The organism is Chitinophaga sp. SVR4-12A (assembly GCF_056754765.1).
The window spans coordinates 42058-65292 of the sequence record NZ_JBPGWP010000001.1 but is presented as its reverse complement, the minus strand read 5'-3'; the positions used below and the strand labels follow the sequence as shown (position 1 = coordinate 65292).

Annotated in this window: 23 protein-coding genes; 8 read left to right on the top strand and 15 right to left on the bottom strand. The window is 49.3% G+C overall.

Going from position 1 to position 23235, the window contains the following annotated elements:
* Positions 1-13: 13 nt before the first annotated feature.
* On the bottom strand, positions 14-592 hold the full coding sequence (locus ACR9Y8_RS00315) for a TetR/AcrR family transcriptional regulator (protein WP_481211221.1): 579 nt from the start codon (positions 590-592) through the stop codon (positions 14-16).
* Between the two features lie 45 nt (positions 593-637).
* Positions 638-1471 (bottom strand): aminotransferase class IV, encoded by an 834-nt coding sequence (locus ACR9Y8_RS00310; RefSeq protein ID WP_481211220.1) that lies wholly within the window; start codon positions 1469-1471, stop codon positions 638-640.
* Positions 1472-1608: 137 nt separating this feature from the next.
* Here ACR9Y8_RS00310 and ACR9Y8_RS00305 point away from each other — a divergent pair, with 137 nt between their 5' ends.
* Both ACR9Y8_RS00305 and ACR9Y8_RS00300 read left to right on the top strand, forming a co-directional pair.
* Entirely contained in the window at positions 1609-2613 is a 1005-nt protein-coding gene (locus ACR9Y8_RS00305; RefSeq protein WP_481211219.1) for a helix-turn-helix domain-containing protein, read from the top strand.
* Between the two features lie 31 nt (positions 2614-2644).
* Entirely contained in the window at positions 2645-4426 is a 1782-nt protein-coding gene (locus ACR9Y8_RS00300) for an AMP-dependent synthetase/ligase (protein WP_481211218.1), read from the top strand.
* On the opposite strand, the gene ACR9Y8_RS00295 is transcribed toward ACR9Y8_RS00300, so the two are convergent.
* From ACR9Y8_RS00295 to ACR9Y8_RS00275, 5 genes are all read right to left on the bottom strand, one after another.
* Positions 4417-5454: a hypothetical protein gene (locus ACR9Y8_RS00295; RefSeq protein WP_481211217.1), complete on the bottom strand. Its 1038-nt coding sequence runs from the start codon at positions 5452-5454 to the stop codon at positions 4417-4419. The two genes, ACR9Y8_RS00300 and ACR9Y8_RS00295, sit on opposite strands and share 10 nt — an antisense overlap.
* Before the next feature lie 17 nt (positions 5455-5471).
* Positions 5472-6575: a DNA polymerase IV gene (dinB, locus tag ACR9Y8_RS00290; RefSeq protein ID WP_481211216.1), complete on the bottom strand. Its 1104-nt coding sequence runs from the start codon at positions 6573-6575 to the stop codon at positions 5472-5474.
* A gap of 84 nt (positions 6576-6659) precedes the next feature.
* Entirely contained in the window at positions 6660-7271 is a 612-nt protein-coding gene (locus ACR9Y8_RS00285) for a hypothetical protein (protein WP_481211215.1), read from the bottom strand.
* 88 nt (positions 7272-7359) lie between these two features.
* Positions 7360-8838, bottom strand: a complete 1479-nt coding sequence (locus ACR9Y8_RS00280; protein WP_481211214.1) for a hypothetical protein — start codon at positions 8836-8838, stop codon at positions 7360-7362.
* A gap of 3 nt (positions 8839-8841) precedes the next feature.
* Positions 8842-9756, bottom strand: a complete 915-nt coding sequence (locus tag ACR9Y8_RS00275; protein WP_481211213.1) for a chymotrypsin family serine protease — start codon at positions 9754-9756, stop codon at positions 8842-8844.
* Between the two features lie 305 nt (positions 9757-10061).
* Between ACR9Y8_RS00275 and ACR9Y8_RS00270 the strand changes: the two genes are divergently transcribed.
* The 5 genes from ACR9Y8_RS00270 to ACR9Y8_RS00250 are packed head-to-tail and all read left to right on the top strand — an operon-like array spanning position 10062 to position 13491.
* A complete protein-coding gene (locus ACR9Y8_RS00270) occupies positions 10062-10301 on the top strand; it encodes a hypothetical protein (protein WP_481211212.1) in 240 nt (79 codons plus the stop codon).
* 4 nt (positions 10302-10305) lie between these two features.
* Positions 10306-10968 carry a hypothetical protein gene (locus tag ACR9Y8_RS00265; RefSeq protein WP_481211211.1) on the top strand — a complete coding sequence of 221 codons (663 nt, stop codon included), beginning with the start codon at positions 10306-10308 and terminating at the stop codon, positions 10966-10968.
* Positions 10944-11726: a sensor histidine kinase gene (locus ACR9Y8_RS00260; protein WP_481211210.1), complete on the top strand. Its 783-nt coding sequence runs from the start codon at positions 10944-10946 to the stop codon at positions 11724-11726. The genes ACR9Y8_RS00265 and ACR9Y8_RS00260 overlap by 25 nt, the downstream gene beginning before the upstream one ends.
* Positions 11719-12378: a response regulator gene (locus ACR9Y8_RS00255; RefSeq protein WP_481211209.1), complete on the top strand. Its 660-nt coding sequence runs from the start codon at positions 11719-11721 to the stop codon at positions 12376-12378. The genes ACR9Y8_RS00260 and ACR9Y8_RS00255 overlap by 8 nt, the downstream gene beginning before the upstream one ends.
* Positions 12379-12417: 39 nt before the next feature.
* On the top strand, positions 12418-13491 hold the full coding sequence (locus ACR9Y8_RS00250) for a DUF2652 domain-containing protein (protein WP_481211208.1): 1074 nt from the start codon (positions 12418-12420) through the stop codon (positions 13489-13491).
* Positions 13492-13505: 14 nt separating this feature from the next.
* Here the strand turns inward: ACR9Y8_RS00250 and ACR9Y8_RS00245 are convergent, their stop codons facing one another.
* From ACR9Y8_RS00245 to ACR9Y8_RS00210, 8 genes are all read right to left on the bottom strand, one after another.
* Positions 13506-14432: an SH3 domain-containing protein gene (locus tag ACR9Y8_RS00245; protein WP_481211207.1), complete on the bottom strand. Its 927-nt coding sequence runs from the start codon at positions 14430-14432 to the stop codon at positions 13506-13508.
* Positions 14433-14435: 3 nt separating this feature from the next.
* A complete protein-coding gene (locus tag ACR9Y8_RS00240) occupies positions 14436-15428 on the bottom strand; it encodes a hypothetical protein (protein WP_481211206.1) in 993 nt (330 codons plus the stop codon).
* A gap of 127 nt (positions 15429-15555) precedes the next feature.
* Positions 15556-15813, bottom strand: coding sequence for a hypothetical protein (locus ACR9Y8_RS00235; RefSeq protein ID WP_481211205.1), 258 nt, complete (start codon positions 15811-15813; stop codon positions 15556-15558).
* Positions 15814-15848: 35 nt separating this feature from the next.
* Positions 15849-16271: a hypothetical protein gene (locus tag ACR9Y8_RS00230; protein WP_481211204.1), complete on the bottom strand. Its 423-nt coding sequence runs from the start codon at positions 16269-16271 to the stop codon at positions 15849-15851.
* A gap of 41 nt (positions 16272-16312) precedes the next feature.
* A complete protein-coding gene (locus tag ACR9Y8_RS00225) occupies positions 16313-17515 on the bottom strand; it encodes a metallophosphoesterase (protein WP_481211203.1) in 1203 nt (400 codons plus the stop codon).
* Positions 17512-19017: a hypothetical protein gene (locus tag ACR9Y8_RS00220; RefSeq protein ID WP_481211202.1), complete on the bottom strand. Its 1506-nt coding sequence runs from the start codon at positions 19015-19017 to the stop codon at positions 17512-17514. Before ACR9Y8_RS00220 ends, ACR9Y8_RS00225 begins: the two co-directional genes overlap by 4 nt.
* A gap of 167 nt (positions 19018-19184) precedes the next feature.
* Complete coding sequence (locus tag ACR9Y8_RS00215; protein WP_481211201.1) at positions 19185-19325, bottom strand: hypothetical protein; 141 nt, start codon at positions 19323-19325, stop codon at positions 19185-19187.
* Between the two features lie 5 nt (positions 19326-19330).
* Complete coding sequence (locus ACR9Y8_RS00210) at positions 19331-21775, bottom strand: hypothetical protein (protein WP_481211200.1); 2445 nt, start codon at positions 21773-21775, stop codon at positions 19331-19333.
* Positions 21776-22081: 306 nt separating this feature from the next.
* On the opposite strand from ACR9Y8_RS00210, the gene ACR9Y8_RS00205 reads away from it, so the two are divergent.
* Positions 22082-23227: a DUF3095 domain-containing protein gene (locus ACR9Y8_RS00205; protein ID WP_481211199.1), complete on the top strand. Its 1146-nt coding sequence runs from the start codon at positions 22082-22084 to the stop codon at positions 23225-23227.
* The last annotated feature ends 8 nt before the right edge of the window (positions 23228-23235 follow it).

The window sequence follows — 23235 nt, the reverse complement described above, 5'->3', positions numbered from 1 at the left end:
TAAAAAAAGGTGATCACTGTCTCACCACCTCGATCAAAAAATCCGTCATTTGCTGCACCATCTTCTTATTACCGGAGATGATATTCGTTTGCCACAACCCGCTAAACGTCGCCACTATATAATTCGCCAGCATCACCGGGTCTCTCTCTTTTGTGATCTCCCCTGCAGCCTGTGCCTTCCTGAGCAGCTCTTCCAGCACTTTCGTCAACCGGGCGCCATCCTTCTTCAACAGCTCCCGCACGTCTTTATCTCCCTCGGCCAGCTCAAAGGAAGACTTCACCACCATACAGGCCTTCCCTTCTGCAATCGTTCGCTCCAATGCCCTGCGGATAATACATTCCACCGCTTGTATAGGCGACTCCACTCCTGCTGCTGATCGTTTATAATCCTCCCGCTTATCCGTTGCATAATTGGCCAGGCATTGCAGGTACAGCGCATGCTTATCGCCATAGGTATCATATATGCTGGCCCTGTTCAGCTGCATCGCCTCTACCAGGTCCTGCATAGATGTAGCATGGTAGCCCTTCTCCCAAAACAGGTCACGGGCTTTTCCCAACCTTTCCTCCGGATCAAACGCTTTGTTTCGTGCCATGATAATGCAAAGATAGTATTTTAGAACGATTGTTCCAAATAGGGTTTATTGTTCATCCGTATAGATGTAATCGTCCAGTTCCATGTTCAGGATCGTTGTGATATTTCCCGGCTCTCCATCACCGATCGTTCTTCCATCCAGCTGCACAACAGGCAGGATATGTTTCGTGGTGCTGGTAATAAATGCTTCCTTCGCCTGGTACACTTCTTCCAGCTTCAGTTCCCGTTCTTCCACCTTAAACTGTTTCCGGGCTATTTCCAGGGTCTTCATCCGTATAATACCTTTCAGTGGCTGTGTAGATGTTACCACTGTATCATCCGCCGTTACAATAAAGAAATTAGACCGCGGACATTCAGACACCAGGCCGTTCAGCTGGTACAGCACATCATCCGCCCCTTTTTCTTTGATCAGTGGCTGCAGCCAGATGGCCATCAGATAATCCAGCGATTTTACCTGCGGCATCTGCCGCTGATGCGCATAGCTGATCAAACGCAATCCTTTCCGGAACTCCGCTTTATCGGGCATTTTCAGGGGCTGCTGGGTGATGATGAGATTAGGCTGCGTAATGCTGTAGCCATCCGGCGAATAACCTCCCGTCAGCGTGATCTTGATACCCGCATCGGCGATATTGTTCTGCTCCGCCAGCTCCCGGATCACATCCCTCAGCTGCTCCCGGTCTCTGCCCGGATCCAGGCGCATCTGCTCTGCAGAACGATAGAAGCGGTCCAGGTGCTCATCAATGAACACCGGCTGATAATCAAGGACCTTAAAGAAATCGAAAATGCCATATCCGCGCTGAATGGCCAGGTCGCTTACCTGCAGGGTAGCCTTTGATGCGGGCAGAAAGGCATCGTTGATGAAAACAATTGGGTCACTCACTTTTATTACTATTTGCGTCTACAATATAATACAGCCTCCCCATATATTATTCCTTTCGCGCCAATCATTGATCATTTCGCGCCAGGGCTCCTCACCGCTTGGGAATTCCCCTTATCTTGGCGGAAAATTATCGGCATATGGACCTGCAGAAAGGACTGGTATTGCAATTACTCTCATACGCGGCGCAACGGGAAGTATCGCCTGCCCATCTCTGCTCTCTGGCGGGGCTCTCGCTTAGCAGCCTGCAAAGCAATGCTCCTTTCAGCATTACGCCTAAACAGTTGAACGATCTCTGGGGCAATGCCTGCCACCTGAGCCAGGACCCTTTCTTCGGCCTTCACCTCGGGGAGTCTATGCAGGCCGCCGCCCTCGGCGCCGTCGGACTGATCATCCAGCACAGCAGCACGGTGGGAGAAGCGCTGAACTACGCCGCTTCTATGATTCACCTGATCACTGATCTCTTCGGCATGCAGCTCAACACAGCGCAACACCGTTTCACCGTACAATTCATTCCCTATAAAGACGATCGCCAGGAGCACACTTTCGCCTTCCGACAGATGATGGACCTCTTCATGGCTTATACACTGCACGAACTGGACGGACTCGTGCTGCAAAAGATCCAGCCGCTGCACATCAAAATGCCTTTTGATGCATCCCATGCCGCAGAATACCAGCGGGTACTGCGTTGCGATGCCATCCAGCCATCTGCAGAATATCTCATCGAATTCGACAAAGTGTACTGGGATGCGCCCATCCTTACCGCCAATTACGAGCTGCAAAGCCTGCTGCTACAAAAAACAGGCGCCATGGACCAAAACCTGAACGCCATTCCTAACCTGCGTACAAGGCTCAACAGCTACCTGCTGGCCAATGCCTATCTCGGCATTCCTTCACTGGAACAACTGGCCGCCAATTTTAATGTCAGTCCGCGTACCCTGCAACGACGCCTGCAGGAGGAAGGCCTCAGCTACCAGCAACTGGCAGAATCCGTTCGTAAATCACTGGCCCTGCATTACCTCGCATCAGGCAAGTACCCCGTAAAAGAGATCTCTTACATCCTGGGATATAATGAGCTGAGCGCTTTCACCCGGGCATTCAAACGCTGGACTGGCAGCAGTCCGGCCAACTATCAGAAAAATTGAATAACTTGCTGTTAACCCATATTCCACGGCTATGCTTGATCCCAAAAGACTCTTCGACTGTATACCCTATCAGCTCGAAAACAACCCGCTACCGGATATACTCGCCGCCAAAGAACAAGGCAGCTGGAGAACCTACACCACGCAGGAAGTAAAGGATATTGTCGATAAACTAAGCGCGGGACTCCTCAAAGCCGGTATCAGTGCTAATGACTGGTCGCCCGAAGGCCGTGATAAGATCGCCATTCTCTGCAGGAACCAGCCCGAATGGGTGATGCTCGATCTCGCCGTTCAACGCATTGGCGCTGTACTGGTGCCCATCTATCCTACCATCCATGTGCATGAGCTCAGTTTCATCCTGCAGGACGCGAAAGTAAAACTGGTATTTACGCAAGACGATATCCTGTTTGAAAAGGTATCCGCCCTGCGTGATCAGCTGTTCTACTTGGAGGAGATCTATACCTTTGAGTTGGTAGCCGGCGCTCCTCACTGGAGCAGCATCCTGGCCCTGGCAGATGAAGAGAGCATTGCCCGCGCCGCCGCCATTGCGGAGACCATACAGGCAGATCAGCTGGCCACTATTATTTATACTTCAGGTACCACCGGCACACCGAAAGGCGTGATGCTCTCACACCGCAACATCTTCAGCAATGTGCAGAACTCCCTGCCCTGCTTCCCTCCCGGAAATCCTTTAAGAGCCCTCAGCTTCCTGCCGCTCAATCATATTTTTGAACGGATGGTCACCTATCTCTACCTGTTCAAATGCATTCCCATTTATTATACAGAGAGCCTGGAAAGCATCGGCGACAACCTCAGGGAAGTGCGTCCGCACCTGTTCACCACCGTTCCGCGACTCCTCGAGAAAGTATACGACCGGATCATGGATAAAGGCGCTGAGCTCCGCGGCATCAAAAAAACGCTCTTCTTTTGGGCACACGATCTCGCCGCCCGTTTTGAGATCAATCAAAAGCTGCCTTTAACTTACCGCCTGCAGTTGTCGCTCGCCGATGCCCTGGTGTTCAGCAAATGGCGTGCAGCCTTAGGCGGCAATGTCAAGTGCATCGTTACCGGCGGAGCCGCCTGCCAGGTACGCCTGATCCGGATCTTTACCGCTGCGCGGATCGTGATCATGGAAGGCTATGGGCTCACCGAAACATCGCCCGTGATCAGCGTAAACCGTTTCGAAGAGAAAGATCGTATGTTCGGCACCGTTGGACCGCTGATCCCCAACGTTGCCGTGAAGATCGCAGATGATGGAGAGATCCTTTGCCAGGGCGAAAATGTGATGATGGGATACTACCGCCGTCCCGATCTTACCGCGGATGTCATCATCGACGGGTGGTACCATACCGGGGACATCGGCGCTTTCGTGGAAGGCCGTTTCCTCAAGATCACCGACCGTAAAAAGGAGATGTTCAAAACCAGCGGAGGAAAGTACGTAGCCCCGCTCCCCATAGAGCACCGGTTTAAAGAAAGCCCCTACATAGAACAGGTGATGGTGCTGGGCGCCAATCGCAAATTCACCAGCGCCCTCATCGTACCGGTATTTCCTGCGCTCAAAGAATGGGCAAAGAAACAAGGTATTAACACCACTTCACAGGAAGCCCTGGTACAGGACCCGGAGGTACGGCACTTGTATAAGACGATCGTGGATAACTATAACCGGGAATTCAACCAGGTAGAGCAGGTGAAGAAATTTGAATTACTGCCGCACAGCTGGAGTATTGAAGGCGGAGAGCTAACGCCTAAGTTGAGCCTGCGCAGGGCTGCCATTATGGAGAAATATGCGAAAGAGATCAATGAGATCTATGACTGAATTTCCTGGTTGTGTGCTATAATGATGGCTGCTGTTTGTTCCACTTCCCCGATAAATCCACGCGCTACCCCGTTGCTTTGATTCCTTTCATGGAGGGAAGTGATCTTTAACGCTTCGAGCAATTCCATAAATCCTGCATCATGCTGTTTTCGCACCTTTGCCGGTGCATCTTTTGATAGCACGTGCTGACAGCGACAATAAGTGGCCACGATCCAGAACATTGCTTCCCGGTGATAACCCGCTTTGATCAGTTCATAACTCCCTCCAATCGCTACAGCACGGCCGGTACTGCTGATATCCGCTGCAAAACGGTAAGGCGTGCGGATCAGGCTGGCCGCGCAATCAAAAGCTGCTGTTAAGGCATTCAAATGCCCTTCCACCGCTTTCCTGCTCAGCGCAGCAAAATGGGTGGATTCCAGCAGATGTTCATAAAATTCCGGCAGATGATATGCCTCCAGCAATAATTTCGCTTCCAGGTATCTTTTACGAACAGTAGGATTTTTCAGGCCGGCCACCAGCAGTATATGTACCATGAGCCCTCTTGCGAAGAGCCAGCTCGTCACCTGGTCGTGCAAGGGAGTGCCTGCCGCCGGCGGCTCCAGGGAGTTCAACGCCAGTCCCCGGGCATGATCACAACGTTTACGTAGCCATTCAATATTGGCATACTGTGCGCCCACCTGTTGTTGCAGTGTTGACAGATGTGTACCCTTTTCTGCAATGATCCCATGCTTCCTGAAACTGCCTGCCAGGTAGAATTTGCTTAGGACCTGCTCCGCCGTTTGGAATTCGTCGACGCTTAAATAAGACACTTCCAGCAAAAGCGCTTTATACATGAACTTCCCGGATGAATATCCCTGCGGATCTTTCAAAACAACGATCAGGTCTACATCGGAAGTCGCTGGCAGTAGATCATCCTCTTCCAGCCAGTTGATGGAACCATGGTAAAAAGCGCCACAGAAGCCGGGAAGATGAATGGCTTCCTGCTGCACCCATTCTTGTATGATTTTTTTTGCTTCGCTGACAGTCATCAGGTATGGTCGTTTGCTTAAAACAGCTCCAGTTGCCAGGCGCCCCTATCCTTTCCGCTATCCGGTTGTATCTCTCCGAAATTGGAAAGTCCTACTCCCAGCAGGCGGATCCTCTTATCTTCCGGCTCCGTAGCAGCCAGCAGCTGTTTGGCAATGCTGCTGATGGTTTCCACGTCATTCACCGGCTGCGGCAAAGATTGGTTGCGGGTAATCTGCCTGAAATCGCTGTATTTTATTTTTATGGTGATAGTACGGCCCTTAAGCCCGTATTTCTTCAAACGTTCATGCACTACCAGGGAGATTTTGTCTATCTCCACATTCATCTCCTCCAGGCTGGTAAGATCATAGGGAAAAGTGTCTTCTGCGCTGAGTGATTTCGTTTCCCGGTGCGGCTCTACTTCCCTATTATCCACCCCCCGTACGATCTTATAATAGAAACGGCCGGTCTTACCAAAATGCTGTACCAGGTCTGATTCCGAGAGCTTCTTCAGATCAGCGCCGGTGAACAGGCCCATTCGTTTCATCTTATCTGCGGTTACCTTGCCTACCCCATGAAATTTTTCCACCGGCAGCTGTTCCATAAATGCCTCGATAGCAGAAGGGCCGATGAAAGTAAGCCCGTCCGGCTTCTGCATATCAGAGGCGATCTTGGCTACAAACTTATTAATGGAGACACCGGCAGAAGCAGTAAGATTCAGCTCTTCCTTAATTGCCTGCTTGATCAGTTTAGCGATCTCAATGGCAGAGCCGATGTTTTGTTTATCGGTCGTAACATCCAGGTAGGCTTCATCCAGGGATAAGGGCTCAATCAGATCCGTGTAGCGATGGAAGACCTCGCGGATATGCCTGGATACCTCTTTGTAGACATCAAAGCGCGGACGTACGAAAATAGCCTGCGGACAAAGCTGCTGCGCTTTTTTAGACGGCATAGCGGAGCGGACACCGAATTTCCGGGCTTCGTAACTGGCCGTGGCTACCACCCCGCCCCGGCCTTCCGGAGAACCACCTACCACGATGGGCTTGCCGCGCAGATCAGGATGGTCGCGCTGCTCGATGGACGCGTAAAAGGCGTCCATGTCGATGTGGATGATTTTGCGGAGCGGTGTTTGTTCTTGCGGCATTCGAGCGTAATTCCTGGGCAAAGATAAGGGACGTAGAAAAAATGGTTGGAATATTACCGCTCAAAATCCCTGAGCGCATTCCTATCACGGATCCAATCCTCCAAGATCATATACCTTCCCGGCACTCTTAACAAATGGCGTATCCGCTCTTCTGTCATAGGGCACCAGGAATACGCCGACGCGGTCAATTTTTTTTCTGCCTAAAACAGTACCGACACGTTCACCATCCAGAAATTGTCGCGTATAGAGGCCGAAAACAACTTTGATCCGAACATTTTCACCGAGCCCTTTAGAATCATATGTTTTAACAACATTCTCCATCCAATTTAACAGCAGTCTCCCATGAAAATCTTCTGATATCGTTACTTGCCGCGCTTTTGGAGGACGGCCTACGGGACCACCCGCATGTGGTTTAAATCCATGTTTCTCCATCTCTATTGGAAAGGTGTCAGTGCACAATTTCGCATTCTTAGCTTCTACTTCCCTTCCATCTTCCGCTTCCGCCAGTGAATCTTTTGAATTGAACAGATTCTCCAGGATCCTAAGTTTATCTTCACGCGCCTTGCAGGCAGCATGTGATGCTCTCAAAGCCTTTACCTCCTCCTCGAGATGATGATTTGTTTTGTTAGCATTACAGGCAGACAAAAGCATACCCGACAAAAGGGGTAAGAACATGACATGGGGGCTCAATTTCATAAAAGGATCAGTTTGAGGTTAAATAAATGGTTACAGATTTGCTGGTATAGTCAGGCGTGTTGTATGAACAAATATAACGGATTTACGGTTACGGTGCGGTGGTGTTGGTCTGAAACAAGTTCGTAATGATCCGTACATCCAGGTTAAGCCCAAAACAGAATGCGCCCATCCAGGTATTGTTCGTTTTCAGGTCAAAGGCAGCCTGAGATACTTCCGTTTTTTCGAACTCAAATCCAGGGTCCATTTCCAGGGTACTTACCTTACCCCAATGGTATCCCAGAAATACTGATCCGCCCCGGATGAATTCCCATTTCCCACCTACAAAAATATTATCCAGCAAGCGGTCATTAAGACCAATACCCGCAGTAGGATAAATACGTTCGTAGATTTTATGGTCATCCGCAAAGCTTCTTCCTTCCAGCTTGTAGTTCCGTACTTTCTCCGGCATCAACAGTTTTTCGATCAATACAACAGGGGAAAGGTAAAAGGTATACATCGCCGACGCCAATACCCTTGATCCGGTGTTGGTTCTTTTGATCACCTGTAGATTAGGATCCGCGTCAGATGTAACCAGTGCAAATGTGGGATTCTCCAGTCTGGTCTTTAACACGCCTACGTCTATACTGCCATGAAAGATCTTCTTCACCTTGATCACTTTGGAGGCAACCACCACCGGCGTAGTAGCTTCCAGGTTTTCTTCCTTTAGCTCAAAGCCGTTTCTGACAATATCGAAGCTGATATCATAACTGGAAGGCGTGAACAGGGTTTCGGTATGCGCCCATTCTAAAGTAACTGTTTTATCCGCAGGAGCCAGCCCCTGTAAGCGTAAATTGTTCTGCAGGCTGCCGTCTCCCCGGATAATGGTCCCTTCTTCTATATCTGCCGTGTTCTGGTTAGCCTTATACTCAACACGCAGCGGATTCCCTTTAGGTACCAGGTATACCACATGCACCACATAATTGGTTTTGCCAGCGCCCACAGGGATCGAACGGATCAGGCTATTCCCGTTCTGATCAAAGAAAAGATGGATGTACTTATGCCCCATATACCTGGAAGTCTTACGGGGGTTTCGATTGCTTAATAACAATTGCAGTCCCACACCTTCCAGGTCCGAGATCTGATCCCTAAAAAGTGTATTCACTAAATAGTCTGTAGCGGTTTTATCGGCGGGCATATCGATCTTTACCTGGTCATTGGCAACACCGGCGACGGGAGCTACAGGGCTTTTGTGCAATAGAAATGGTCCTGCCGCTACCCCGCCGGCTGCATCATTGATCGTAATACCGGTTTCCCTGATATCTGAAGGAAAAGACAAAGGATGAAAGGCGCCGTCGCTAAGAAATGTCAAATTAGTACCACCTGCAACTACACTGAATGTCTGAGCCGGATTGTCCGACGGTTCTTTTTTAATTTCAAGGTTCTTGATCTCATCCGTAAACATAAGGCCGGCGGGGATGGAACTGATATCGATCTCCTGACCTGCTGCTCCGCCGATCCTGATTTTGAAGGTCTGGCCATACGAAAGCAGTGGTGACAGCATAACTAATAGGTAAAATAAGCGCTTCATGACTTAAAGGTTTGAGGTTTGGAAAAAACTTATTATATCATCGATGTGAATGGCATAACTGGCATCCTTATCCCGGCCGATAATTACGCCGACCAGCCTGTTACGCTGATCAAAAACCGGGGCGCCGGAATCGCCATCAAGGGTGCACCTGTTCAATTTGATCAGGTTCTTCAGAAAGATGCGCTCAAATTTTGTGTTTTTAATTGCACCCAGTTCGGTAACGGTACAGCCCCTTTGCCCGGAAGATGTGCCAAAAAACGAAAGCTGAACGGTATGAACATTAGCATTTGTTAATCCAAACACTCCTTTTACCGCTCCTACTTCCTTAATGATCCTTTCGATCACTTCCGGCACCTGGGGATTATCTACTTTGGCAAAACCGAAATCGATTCCGTTAAAAATAGCGACGATCAATTGTGCTGTGGAAGCAATTACATTGTTGAATAAGAGGATCGATTGAGGGGGATCCCCCCTCCGGACATCATAGAACACCTGACCACGGTTTAACAGCTGTGGGGCCAGCACATGCATATTGGAGCTGAGATAAACGCCCCTGGGGGTGGAGAAGTAATACGAAATAGTGCCAACCAGAGGCGAATGTTCATTTTTAGTCTGCTCTCCTATCTTTATGCCCGTAAGTTGCAGCCTGCCGGTCTCTATCACATCTGTGGGCACTTTCATATATTCCTGGTCCCCCTGCTTAACGCGCATTAATTTCGGTACCTCCCTTTCAGGCTGCAGCTCTTTTTTGCTTACATGAAAAACAATGGCGTAGGTATCCGCTAAGGCTTCGCCCTTTACCTTTTTAGGTCCCACATGCACGCCTTCAAGGTTGGGATACCGCTTAAACCATCTTTTATAGTTCTTGTTAATGTGGCCTTGAATGGCCTGCAGTTCGGATTGCAGTTGCTTTTTCATTGTTATGGAGTTTACATCTGGGGCTTGTCAATTGCTGGAAAGTTTGTAATTTCCTGCTTACGGTTTTGAACATCACAAAGCTACCATGCCCCTCACGGCATCACAAGGGGGTAAAGACTGTTTTTAAGGAGGGTGCTTTTACGGGGCGCCCATGTGAGATCTCCCGTTTATTACTTTTTACGTTTTTACATATAACATGAATATCAGGTAATTGTGCTGGAGAGGAAGATCACGTTGTTTTCCGGTTCTGATGTCTTGCTTAATTTAACCCCATCATTTCAACATTAACCTCAAATCGTTTCCTCATGGAAGACAAAACCACAATTACCAGCCCCCATGTTCGCGAACAAAACTACATGCTGCAACAGGCAGCAAAGGCAAGGGTGAATGCCTTATCTGCGGCCGGGAAAGAACAAGCCCTCGAAGCCAGGCGAAACCGTATCACCACCTTCATTATTCCCTTTTTCAAAGACTCTGCCGGTGATGCCGCCAAAGCTGCGGCCAGCGGCGGTAAAGCTTACAATTTAGGCGAACTAGAGCCCTAAGCACATGCAACTACATTTGTACCAATACGCCCAATTACTGAGCCTCCTGCTGGCTATCCTGTGCTACAGGGGGCTCAGTCAATATAAGATAGCCCTGTTTCTGCCCATGCTGGTCATCGTTAACCTGATCGAGATCGCCGGCACCAATTACAAAACGCTGGGCTGGATACCCTGGTTACCCAATTATGCAATCTATAACCTGAATCTGCTCCTGGAAACCCCGCTGCGCTTATATCTGATGGGAAGAATGCTGCAGCTGCACAACAATGAGCGGGCCACCTTTACCGGTATCTCATTTCTGTGCATGCTGATAATCCTGCTGAACTACCTGTTTTTACAAGGCACTGCCGTTTTCAATACTTTTTCTTTAATATTGATACAAATACTCACTATTGTACTTTCGTGTTTTATCCTTTTAAGACTGGCGCTGCGGGATGAAGTTGGATTGAGCCTATGGAAGGAGCCATATTTCTGGATCAATGCAGGGTTCCTGCTCTTTGCCCTGGTCACGCTGGTGCTCCTGGGCCTGCAGCAATTTCTGCAGGACCACCGGGTGATGTTATGGGGTAAAAGCCTTTATAAGGCTATTATGCCGGTTCCCAATATCATATTATATCTGGCTTACAGTTATGCTTTTATTTTATGCAAGATCCCCAAATCCAGATAGTCGCTATCATTGTCGCCATTACCTTGGTGCTCTTGTTCATCGGCATCCTGTTCCTGGTAATGATCTGGTCATATAATAACAAGAAGCTGCAGATGAGGCGGGAAAAACAACAGATCCAGGATGTTTTCGAAAAACAGCTTTTACAGTCCAAATTAGAGATACAGGAAGAGACCTTTAATGCCATCAGCCAGGAGATCCATGACAACGTAGGCCAGCTGCTCAGCTCTGCAAAAGTGCAGTTGAATATCATTGAACAGCAGCAAAGCACCGGGCGGGAAGACCTGAAAGCAGTAAAGGAAACGATCGGCAGCGCATTCACTGCCTTGCGGAATATCGCTAAAAGCCTGAGCAGCGACCGGATCCAGTCCTTTGCCCTCACAGACAATATCCAGGAAGAAGTGCGGCGGATGCAACGCGCCGGAGTAGACATCATTTTTAACGTAAGCCCCGAAGAGCGACCCCTTAACCAGCAGTCCAAATTGTTGTCGTTCCGGATGATCCAGGAGGCTTTACAAAATATCCTGAAACATGCCAGGGCTACGCAGGTGGTGATCGACCTGCAATATCAGCCGCAGGCCCTGCAGATCACCGTGCGTGATAACGGCTGCGGTTTTAATGTAGACCAGGAAATTCAAAAGAAGGAAGGCCTGGGCCTTCAGCATATCCTCAACAGGGCACACCTGATCGGCGGCACAGCTGCCATCAACAGCAACCCTGCAGAGGGAACATCCATTCACATAATTGTACCATATGCCTGACACAAGATATATCGCCATTGTAGATGACCACACCATGTTCCGGAAAGGATTGGCTGCACTCATCAATCTATTCCCCCGCTATGAGGTATTGTTTGAAGCCTCCGACGGCCGTGAAATGATCGAACGGCTGAAATACCAACGCCTGCCGGATATTATTCTTCTCGATGTGACCATGCCGCGCATGAACGGGTATGAGACCGCCGACTGGCTGCGTCTTAATCAACCGGGTATTCACGTCCTGGCCCTGAGCACAATGGAATCGGAGGTGGCCATTATCAAGATGATCCGTCATGGGGCAAAAGGATACATTCTTAAAGATGCAGAACCGGAAGAACTGAAACTAGCCCTTGATGAGGTCTTTTCCCGCGGGTTCTTCTTCAACGACCTGGTAACAAGAAAGGTAATGCAGTCTATCAGTCAGCTCGTCAACGAAAATTCCCCCCTGAATACATTTGTGAAATTGTCACAACGTGAACTGGAATTTATCCGCAGAGCCTGTAGCGAAAAAAGCTACCAGGAGATTGCAAAGGAGATGTTTGTCAGTGAAAGAACCGTGGACGGATACCGGGAAGCCTTGTTCAGAAAACTGAATGTGTCTACCAGGGTGGGACTGGTGCTATATGCGGTGAAGAATAATCTGGTGGAGCTGTGAGCAGGATTGCTTACCTTTATACACAAACCACCCCAAACCATGCCAACAACCAACGCCACCATTCTCATCCCGGACATCAGCGGTTTCACCGAGTTCATGACTTCCACTGAGCTCTCACACTCCACCACCGCCATCAACATGCTCATCGATGCCATGGTCAAAGCCATCGGCGACGAATACGAAGTAGCCGAAATCGAGGGCGACGCCGTCCTCCTGGTAAAAAAAGGCCCCGCTCCCACCCGGCAGGAAATCCTTACCACCTGCCTCAACATCTTCAACGCCTTCCACTACCAGCGCAAATGGATGCAGCAGCACATGGTCTGCGCCTGCGGCGCCTGCCAGGCTATTACCAACCTCACCTTAAAATTCGTTGCCCACCACGGCCCTGTTGCAGAGATCTCCGTCGGACGCTTCGTCAAACAATCCGGCCCCGAAATGATCATTGCACACCGCCTGTTAAAGAATCACATCGATAACAACGAATACCTGCTCATCTCCGAAAAGCTCTTCGGACAAGCCGCCGTTCTCGCTGAACCGGACGAGCTGGAATGGGCCAGCTCTTCCGAAGAATACGCCTCCATCGGCAAAGTAGACTATCGCTTCGCCCTGCTCGGCAAAGCCCGGGAAAGCGTGCCAGAACCGCCTCCGCTACAAAACGACTACCCAGCCGACGATACCGGCTACCTGGAAATCTCTGTCCCTGCCAATTACCGCGATGTATACATGGCCCTCACCAACATCCCCGCCCGGGCCGAATGGGTGCCCGGCCTGCTCAAAGTAGAACAGGAGATCCCGGCCGTGTTTATCGGCAGCGTACATTACTGCACATTTGAAGATTACCAGGCCATTGTATCACCGCTACGCGTAAATATATCTGCGCAAGCGATCTTCTATGCAGAAAGCTGCCGCATCCCGGAAATGGATCTTTCCCTGGTCTACGAGTTCACGTTTAATAAAGTAAATGAAAAGTCCTGCCTGGTAGCCTGCCGTTTTTTGAACAACGGCCCCATCCCGCTCCTGGAAGAAATAAATGCGGATCTGTTAGATCATATGCAGGCTTTCGTGGAAAAACTGGAAGCCTATTGTGAAAAGATGGAAGGTTCTTTCTTCTGATCAACACCGGTCTGTCATCCCCAGATCCAGCAACCAAACTTTTTAAAACGGCTGCTGTCCTCCCACCAGTTCAGGCCAGTGAAATACTTTTTATTCCTGGCGCCCGCCTGTGATTGCAGCGGCGATAGCACGGTGGTACTATTTCGTTTGGCGCTGTGCTGGTCATTCTCTGGCACCAGGGCCACAATATGCCCGGGATTACTCATGTTAATACGTTGTGCAACGATAATACCCAGCTTCCCTTTATTCACTTCGTCCTGGAGCGCTGTCAGGTCAAACAAACGTTGCCACCCGAAGGATACGCCATATTGATCAAACCAGTTACAGATCCGGTTGGCAGTATATTCCGTTATGTTCTGATCGTACCTGGGCACGAGCGCCTGCCCTTGCTGCAGTTGAACAATCGCCTCCGCCGACCACCATACCCTGGGAAGATAAGCGCCCAGGCAATAAGCCACATCATAGGCATATATGTTGCAATAAGTGCTGCCGCCGCCCGGCGCATAGCGTGCGCTATGCTCTACATCCAGGTACTCCACCAGGTTGTGTATGGCAGCGCATTTCTCCGTCGCTCCCTGAATCTGGTCCAGCGCCACCTTTAACAGGCCCGGTTCATTCAGCGGATATGCCCTGCCATTGACCTGGCTGCGACTGATCTTCCGATCGCCCGGTGGATAGTGAACAGCAGGTATCGCAGCGGCAGCAGCCGCTGGCTGTTCTTCGGGCAGCCCCATGGCGGTAGACTGCAAATATTTCCGGGAAGCAAAGCCCTGGGCCAGTGTTTTCCCTAACACGACCTTTACCTTCAGCCAGCCGGGCGCGTCTGCCCCATTCACGCTTTCAACAACAGTATCCGGTGGCATAACGGCTATCACATTACCCTTTGCAATCGCGGGCTGGTTGCGCAGGTTCAGGAAATCTGTGGTGATAAAATTATTCATACACTATTCTTTTACCAGGGGTTGTTCTCCATTTACATGTTCGGGCGCATCCGGTACAATATCCTCCTCCGTCAAGGTATCGGCTGCGGGTTGCTGAACGCCGTTATCGCTACCGTTTGTTCCGGCGATGGCTTTTACTACTGCCAGCGGGAATGTCTTGGCGGCTTTATCCTTTTCAAATTGCACGGAGAGCGTCACAGTCTCTTTATCTTTTAATTCATCGGGCAGCGTATAAGTAAAGCTGATGCTGTCTGCTTTCACGTCCAGCGTGGCGGCTACCGGCTGTCCTTCAATAGTGATCACCGCTGTCTCTTTGTCCAGTTGTGTGCCGGAAAGCGTGATCAATACCGCCTTCCCAGCCTCAAGCGGATCTGCTTTTACGCTCACTACCTTTGGAAGATCATTCTCCAGTGCATCCGGGCGTTCTTCTTTAGGCTTCAGCAGTACATCAAAGACCTCTTTCAGCTTCAGCGCAGTACGGTCTGTAAAGAGCCCGGCCAGGAAAGATAATGTCATCAGCCCATAGATGTTAATATTGGAGCTGGAATCACTCATGTTCAAAAAGCCGCCGCGGAAAACAAAGTAAATGGCAAGGGCCAGTGCGGCAGCTGAGAACGGCTTGATACAATACCACAGCGTCCAGCTTTTCCTGAATTTACCCGAACCTACATAGGTGGTAAAGGAAGCGGCGATGTAGATCATATTGCCCAGGAATCCGCCAAAGGCCACCAGGATCAGCAAAAGGGTATTGACGTGGACGAGCGGGCCGGCTGCGGTGTTGCCGGTTACCAATGTCACCCCGAACCATCTATAGGTATAGAATGAATGTACATCGTCTCCCGGCTTAGGCATCTGATTCGGCCAATGGCCGATGATATACAGTGCACTACCCAGTGTGAAAACGATGAGAAAAAGGCCTGCCCAGAATTTTCCGCCTGGGGAAATTTCGTTGCCGTTATGGTCTCGGTAGACCGGCGCTTTGTAGGGAACGAGCATAATACATGTGATTTTGCTTGGGGATTAGGGATTAATACATGTGACTCTCGAAAAGCTAATATCAGGGGTTTGTAGTCATATATCCGAAGATAATAAAAAAAATTGAATACCGCCACTGTAGGCTCACTTATTCCCGCGTACGCCCCGCGTCTTCATCTATCGCCGCTTGCAGCGCGTGGACAAACGGCACATCGGCTTCATCAAATTGCTCACGCAGCCAGCCTTTTTGGGTATTCCAGGTTAACAGGAAACTATGCAGCCTGGGATGATCATCAACGATCACCGTGTATACTATGTCCGACATCCGGTCCGGCCCCTTGCCCAGGAATGCTGTATTCGTAAAATATCGGCCTGCATAGCCCATTATATTCGAAAATTGCTTCATATCAAATCCTTTTGCTGTTCCTGCTGCGCAGCTCATCAACGGCGTTTAGCTTTGTTCTTCTTCAGCCGCGCCTGGGCCCACTCTTTCCGGTGCCTCCATTTCTCCAACACCGGGTTGTCATCTATTACGATGCCCTTCTTGTCCATTAATCCCAGGCTTTTGGCAAGCGATTTCGCCACGCTGGCTACTTTCCGGTTCTCCTGCAGCCACTGTTTTTGCCCCTCCCGGTTATGGGTATCAAATGCCTGCAAAGCGAGGTCGATGATCTTCAACTCTCCGGCATAATCTTTCCGTTTCCGGTGGAGGATCATCAGCCGTTGCCAGGCTTCCTCGGACAGGGGATCATTATTCACTACCTGCTTATAGCCCTGCAGGGCCTGGTCTGTTGCCCCCAACCGTTCCGCCTCGCGGGCTTCCGCTAATAGCCGCTGATTAGATATTTTCTTTCTGGCTGGCATAGTTTAATAATAACAATCGTTGTGCCAGGCCCTGGCAACACCTATTGTATCGCAGTGCTCTTTGCAGGCACATTATGCTGCCACTTAACAAGCAATGAGCGGTTAGCCCTGCCTGGATCTTCATCATCCGGCACTCCCCGCACTTTATAGATCTCCTGGTTAGCCCTTCGAAGCCGCTTATAGTCGAGCTGCAGCAGGTTTTTCACGCAGCTGCGCATTGGCTGGCCTGTTTTACACCCCAACACCTGCCGGAACGAGTAATAGTCGGCTAGCCAGGGCCTTGCCTTCCGTCCAGGGTAATAATTATCGTAGAACGTCATACAATCAATGATCTCCAGCGTCGATCGCTGAAAGGTAAACAGCTTAAGTGCCGGGTTGTTACCGTGGCCCGGATCAATACCCGGAACCGATATCAGCAGGTTATTGAACCTGTTCTGACGGTCATACAGTAAGCTGATCCCATCCATGTGGGTATGGCTGGAAAGAATGCCTACGATCATCTGCCTGTAAGGCGTTATAATGTTAAGAAATGCGTTCTGTGGCGACAAAAAACCCATATCATACTTTTTGGGAGAATCCCACATATCCGTCCCCTTAAAAGCGTCCACCCCCGGCGGAATATGCATCATGATCAGCACTTTCTGGCCTTTAGCGGCCGCTTTTCTTAATTCAAGCTCCAGCGTAGCCAAAGCAGTTATCAACTGGTCTCCGGCAATTGCGGGATTTTTTTTTGCATATGCAGCAGTGAACACGACGGAGTTGAGCGCCAGCACCTTCAGCTTCCCGGCCTTGCCTAATGGAAATGCAGCAGTACAAAGTGTGGCGGTAGGCAGTTCTTCATAACGTCCTTTCTCCGGGTCATTATTCCCCGGCGTATAAATAAACGGTATCCCCTCGTCCTCTGCTATCTTTTCAAGCGTCTGCCGCACTATCATGCGGTTCTTGCTTGCAGTGTCTACCTTGTTTGTATGCAGCGGCAGATCACCAAGGCATAACAGGAACGCAGGTTTGCTCCACCTGTTATTCCCCTGCGCTCCCGGGCCTTTCAAAAGCGCCCTTATTTTCTGCGTAGCCTGCTTCCAAAGTTCCGGGCCGGTATTGTCATCAGAAAGGGACTGCTTGTCTATATCCAGGTGAATATCAGATACAGCAAGGAAACTCATATTTTGCCTGGACAAAGCCTCACCTGGCCCCGTAAAGATCATGAGTACCACAAAGATCACGCAGCGGTGATATACTTTCATTGTCTGAAATTGTAAGTGATCCCAAAAAACCAACTCCGCTCCCATACCTTGACAACCGAAGGTGTATTGATCGAAGTAGGGTAAAATACAGGCTTATCATTTTCCATCTTTAATCCTTCATAAACTGCTTTGCTGAGGCGGTTTACCTTTCCCCATATCATTCCTCCGCTCAATGCTATCCTGGTGTTCTCTCCGAATAAAGATTGCAGCATCAGGCTGCCGCCCAGTAAAACATTGAGATCCAGGTTGGTCGTGGCCATAAAACCAGTGGTAAGACCAATATTATAATTACTGCTGAGTCTCGGGTAAACATGCGCCAGAAATCCAAATCCCAGGTTCACCTTATTGTCTGTTTCCCGGGTAATGATCCTCCCGGAAGTGTCACGCTTGGCTGCATTGGTTTCCGGAGCATACATCACGGTAGTATCCTTGAAGATATAATTATAATCTTTAAGCCCTGTAATAAACAGGCCGCCGCTAAAATCTATTTTGAGCCCAAAGGAGGTCCTGATATGCTGACTGGCCACCACCTCATTAGCACCGTTGACCACCTTTATGGTGTAATAATCACGGTTACCAAGCCTCGGCGTGGCATATGCCAGCGGCTTCAGGGCATCCAACGACTTAAGTAATGTGACCACATCATTTGCAAGCTGCTGAGCGGGCGTACCTTTAAATTTGTTGACGAGCCCCGTGATAATGTCGTTACGGGTACCTTCCAGTTTAAACTGCTGCCCGATATGGGAATAAATCAATGGCGCATTTGTTTTTATGTGTTGTTCAATCGTACAGGGAGACCCAATAAATACAGTTACATAGTCTGACAGCTCGTTATATAATCGCTGCAACAGCTGGGAAGAATCCTCGAGCCCACCTGCCTCAGCTTCGATACCTTTCGGCTCTTTAGCCCCTGCCACCGCTTCGCCCGCCGGCGGTTTTAAAATAGTGGCATTCATCTGTGCATTCAATACACTTTGGAAAGAACTGCTCACAACAAACAAGTCTGCAGAATCGCTAAGGATCTTCAGGCTCTCTGTCAGGCTAAAGTTAATCACCTGGAAGTTAAGCTCACTGCCAACACGAGGCGCAAAAAGCTCAGGGGACACTTTCCGGTAACGTTCCAAAATTTTACCATTGGCACTTTTACGATAGATATGTTTACAGATCGTGAAGGCATCAAATTTGAGGCTGCGGTCATAGATAATGAAATAATTGGTCAGCATCTGCCGTTCGGATTTATGCTCAATAAGTGCGGTCCGCTTACAAGGCTCGCATTCCCCGCCCGCAGATACGGAGGCCATCATCGCACTGTCAATAAAAGGCGCTCGTTTGCCTGTCAGCACTACCTTAGCTACTTCGCTGCTATCATCATCATCCGGCGCAGCAAAAATGAGCTTGATCGGATTTTTAAGTGTATCCGCGGGATCACGCGAGTTAATAACGGTGAGACTAAAAACATTGCGAACCTGAATACCCGCTACACCGTTGGGGGGATTCAGCATGATCGATGTATCAGCATTTACGGGGACAGCCACCATTTCCGCTACAGCACCTTGTAAAGATTGTAATACCACCTTTATGCCCGGACCTTTCGCCTTTACCCTTAACACACAACGCTGTTCCCGGATCTTCAGGTTGGCGCCTGGCCCGATCTCCTGCCCGCCTTTCTTCAGGCTGACTGCCGCCCCCTTTTCGGCCCGGCTATCTCCAGCAGCAAAGTATCTTTAATACCGGCTACCGGCGCTTGGGGATACACGGTTATTCCGGTGAGGATAGAGATAAACAATACAATAATAGTTTTGTAATACATAATATTCAGTTTACAATGAATAACTCCTTATGCAGATCGAAAACATGGGAAAGCCGTACAGCGTAGGTAAACATTTCATCTCCACCAATGATCATGGCAATGGCCGCCCCCTTACTGTCAAATACAATAGCCCCGGAATTGCCTCCCTGGCTGATAGTGCCCTTGCCACCAGGGCCATTGAGCAATAGCACGTCCTCAACGACCCTTACTTTATCTTTATAAGAAACAGCAATCGCAGGCGCGTGGGAAAAAAGAATCCCCTTTTTAGAAGCCCCTGTAAAAATGTCGTAGAACTTTACCGGTATCTTATTGAGCACATCGTTGATAGAAACGGGCCGACAACTACAAGTAGTTTTGATGCCCAAACTGAGGAAGAGTGCTTTATTATCCAGGTGTTGCTGGGAACTGAACAACGCGGCTATGCCAAAGTCAAATGCATTTTCAATACCGCCTGCCCAGCGCCACCCGATCCTTGTTAGAGTAGGTTTTATAATCGTGGTAAGCTTGTCATCAGTATCATATTGAGTAGTTCCATTCAACACATGCCAGCATGATAACAGGTGCCGCTCTTTTGTGTTAACATCTTCCACTATACAACCCAGAGAGCCATATCCATTCTGCTGGCTCGCGTTAAGTATAGCGTCTGCAGGAAGATCGTGACCATATACAATACCGCTGACAACAATCTTGAAAGGCACTGTGGCGCCGTCTACATTGATCTTGGGATACTTCAGCTTCAGCGCCGTCCTGGTAGCATTGGTATCAACATTGGCCTGTATAAAATGATTGTTGGCGACATTGTCATACACCACATATACACCCTGCACGCCCGCAAAGCTTTGGATAGTAGCGGCATAGCGGTGCATGGCTATTTCAGCTGCGGCACCCGCAGCAGGCTGTACCAGCGGCACAGCAGGATCCACTATTGCGTTAACCGCTGCGCCCTCCGTTTCGGGCACCGGTTTCTTTTCCTCCGGTTTCACGCCAACCCCGCGGATCGCAACCAGCTTTTTCAACAGATCGAACCAAAAAGGCGCACCAAGCGACAGCGCAAGGGCAGTAATGATCAAACCCACCCAATGGAAATCATCAACTAACTGACCCAGCACATAACACAGCTTTTCTAAAATATAGGCAGGCCTTGCCCCCGCTACCATTACGGTATTTCCATCCTTGCCACCAAGATAAACGGAATCCACACGTGTAAACCTGTCTCCCGTAAGGGAGTCTACATATTTCCCTGTCTGCTGAAGACTGTCGCGTACCTCCGAGTAGGCAACCAATGCCCGCTTAAACCGGATACTATCCTCGAACATGATCATCCCGGTACTGTCAAGACCTCGCTGTACCTGTAGCAGAGCGCCTTTAAGCCCCTGGATCTTCTTACCATTCCGCCATCTCAGTTCACGGACGAGCTGATGAGCATCCAGCAACAACATGCGCTGTGACCTGAACAGACTGTCAAGCCTGGCGGATATAACTTTTAGCTGCAATTGCTTTACCCGCGCATCGCGATGTAAACTATCGAAGGTTGGAACAAGCTGCTTTATCTCCCGGTATGCTGAGCTATCCCCCTTAACTTTATACCGCAGTTCCTTTTCAAGCTTATTTGTCTGCCATCCCAGCCCCAGGATCATATTAGCATAACTGATGTCTTTTGTAATGCGTGCAAACCCGGAATCTACCACCGTGCGTTCTATTACCGAATCGCCGTTTGCATGGATAAATCTCGCGTAACGTGCCGTATCCTTCGACATTTCAATGGCGAGATTCACCAGCTGGTTACGTGCCTCTTTATCAGTAGCCAGTATACGCGAAATGCGGATGCTGTCTACATTAAAGCTCAAAGCAAGCAGAAAGCCCAACCAGAATGATATCAGTGTGATCCTGTTCTTATACCAGCCGTTTGTCCGGTCCATGGTTTCACTAAACCATTTTGACAAATTTTCCCTGAAAACATTCACATCATTCCCTGAAACAGAAGCAATAGACTGAAGCTGGCGCAAAGTTTCGGGCTCAATTTTGTAGTTATTGAACTGTAAGCAAAATTTAACTTTCTCCCATTTATTGTTCCCTACGCCCTTATCTGATAACAGGTTAATGAGCGTTACAGCGAAGTTCTCGGCACTGATATATGCAGGCATGGTGTGGCCAAATATGAGCTTCTCTTCCTTCTCTGCTTTTGCGAGATACTTTATTGATGGGTAAGCATAGAATTTCCCTGCAAAAGTGTGCTCAAATCCCCGCGGAGTCTGAAGAAAAAAACGTGGAAGCCAGCGCTGTTTACTTTTACCATCATTCAGCATTCTTGAAATGGCTCTTCTTAACATCCTGGGCCTGATTCCAAACCATGAAGAGATCATTTCTCCAAGGATAGTCACTAAAAGGCTGTACAAGAGATAAATGAATACCAGCCCGATAGCGACATTAAAAGCGACATTATCAAACATACATTTGGTATAATTGGTACAGGTATAAAGTGCCCATGAAAGGTGACAGCAACATATTAATGGCTATTTTTCCATCATAGGTTCAGGGTATCTCTATGAAATAAAATGATAAAAGGTGATCGCTCGGCAACAGGATTTTACTTTGGGGCTGATTCAAAGAGGCTTCTCTTGAACAAGCAGAAAACATTGGGATTAAATATGCTATTAATTTACGCTAGTTAATTATTCTTTCAAAAAAAACTTTCCTTCATATCCCGGTATTCTCCATTATTCTTAACTTGCCTGCAGTCCAAGGCCACATCGCAGATGTCCAGCTCCAACCACCTCTTCTACTCCCACCTTCCCGTGAATCGCATTCCCCTCAGCGATCTCCTTACCGAGGACCACCTCTTCTACGCCATCCCGGCCGACTGGCACGTGATCATCACCGATATCAAAGGCTCTACCGCCGCCGTAAGAGCCGGGCAGCATCAAACCGTGAACCTTATCGCAACCGGCTGCATCGTGGCGGTACTGAACATCAGTTTCAAAGCCAGCATCAGTATTCCCTTTTTCTTTGGCGGCGACGGCGCCACCTTCATCGTTCCCCCTACCGTTAAAGACAGCGCCATGCGGGCGCTGCTTCGCTATAAAAAACACAGCTTCGATAATTTCAGCCTGGAGCTCCGTGTAGGCTGCATCCCCGTAAAAGATATCTACGCCGCCGGACATGAACTAAAGATCACCAAATTCAATAGCTCCGGTAATTTCTCCATCCCCATCATAATAGGCAATGGCCTCAGTTATGCGGAAGGCCTCATAAAAGGAACGGATTACCTACATCCGGAGCAGCCACCTACCGAAGAACCAGACCTCTCCGGTATGCAATGTCGTTGGGACCGCATCAAACCACCGGAAAACAAGCAGGAAGTAGTGACCCTGATCGTCAGCGCTGCCCCGGGTATTCACCAGGCAGCCGCCTACCGGGATGTGATACTGTATATCGATGAGATTTACGGCAGCCCCGAGAAAAGGCAGCCCATCTCCGTTGCCCGGCTCCGCTTAAAGGCCACCTTCACCCGCCTGGGGCTCGAAATACGCGCCCGCTTCGGCAAAATGAAATTCCTGCAGCTCTTTCAAACCTGGTTCAGCACCTCGCTCGGCTATCTCTATTTTCAAACAAAACCCGGTAAAACGTACCTCAGCCGCCTGGTAGAAATGTCAGACACCCTGGTTATAGATGGGAAAATAAACACGGTGATCTCCGGCACGGAGCAACAACGCCTGCAGCTCGAAGCGGCATTAAGCTCATTGGAGCAGGCAGGCCGGATCCATTATGGGTTTTATGTAAGCACGGAATCTATTATGTCTTGCTATGTGCGCGATATGAAAGACGATCACATCCATTTTGTAGACGGCGCGGAAGGCGGCTATACGAAAGCCGCCGGCATCCTTAAATTAAAGCTTCGCTAAAGCCATCG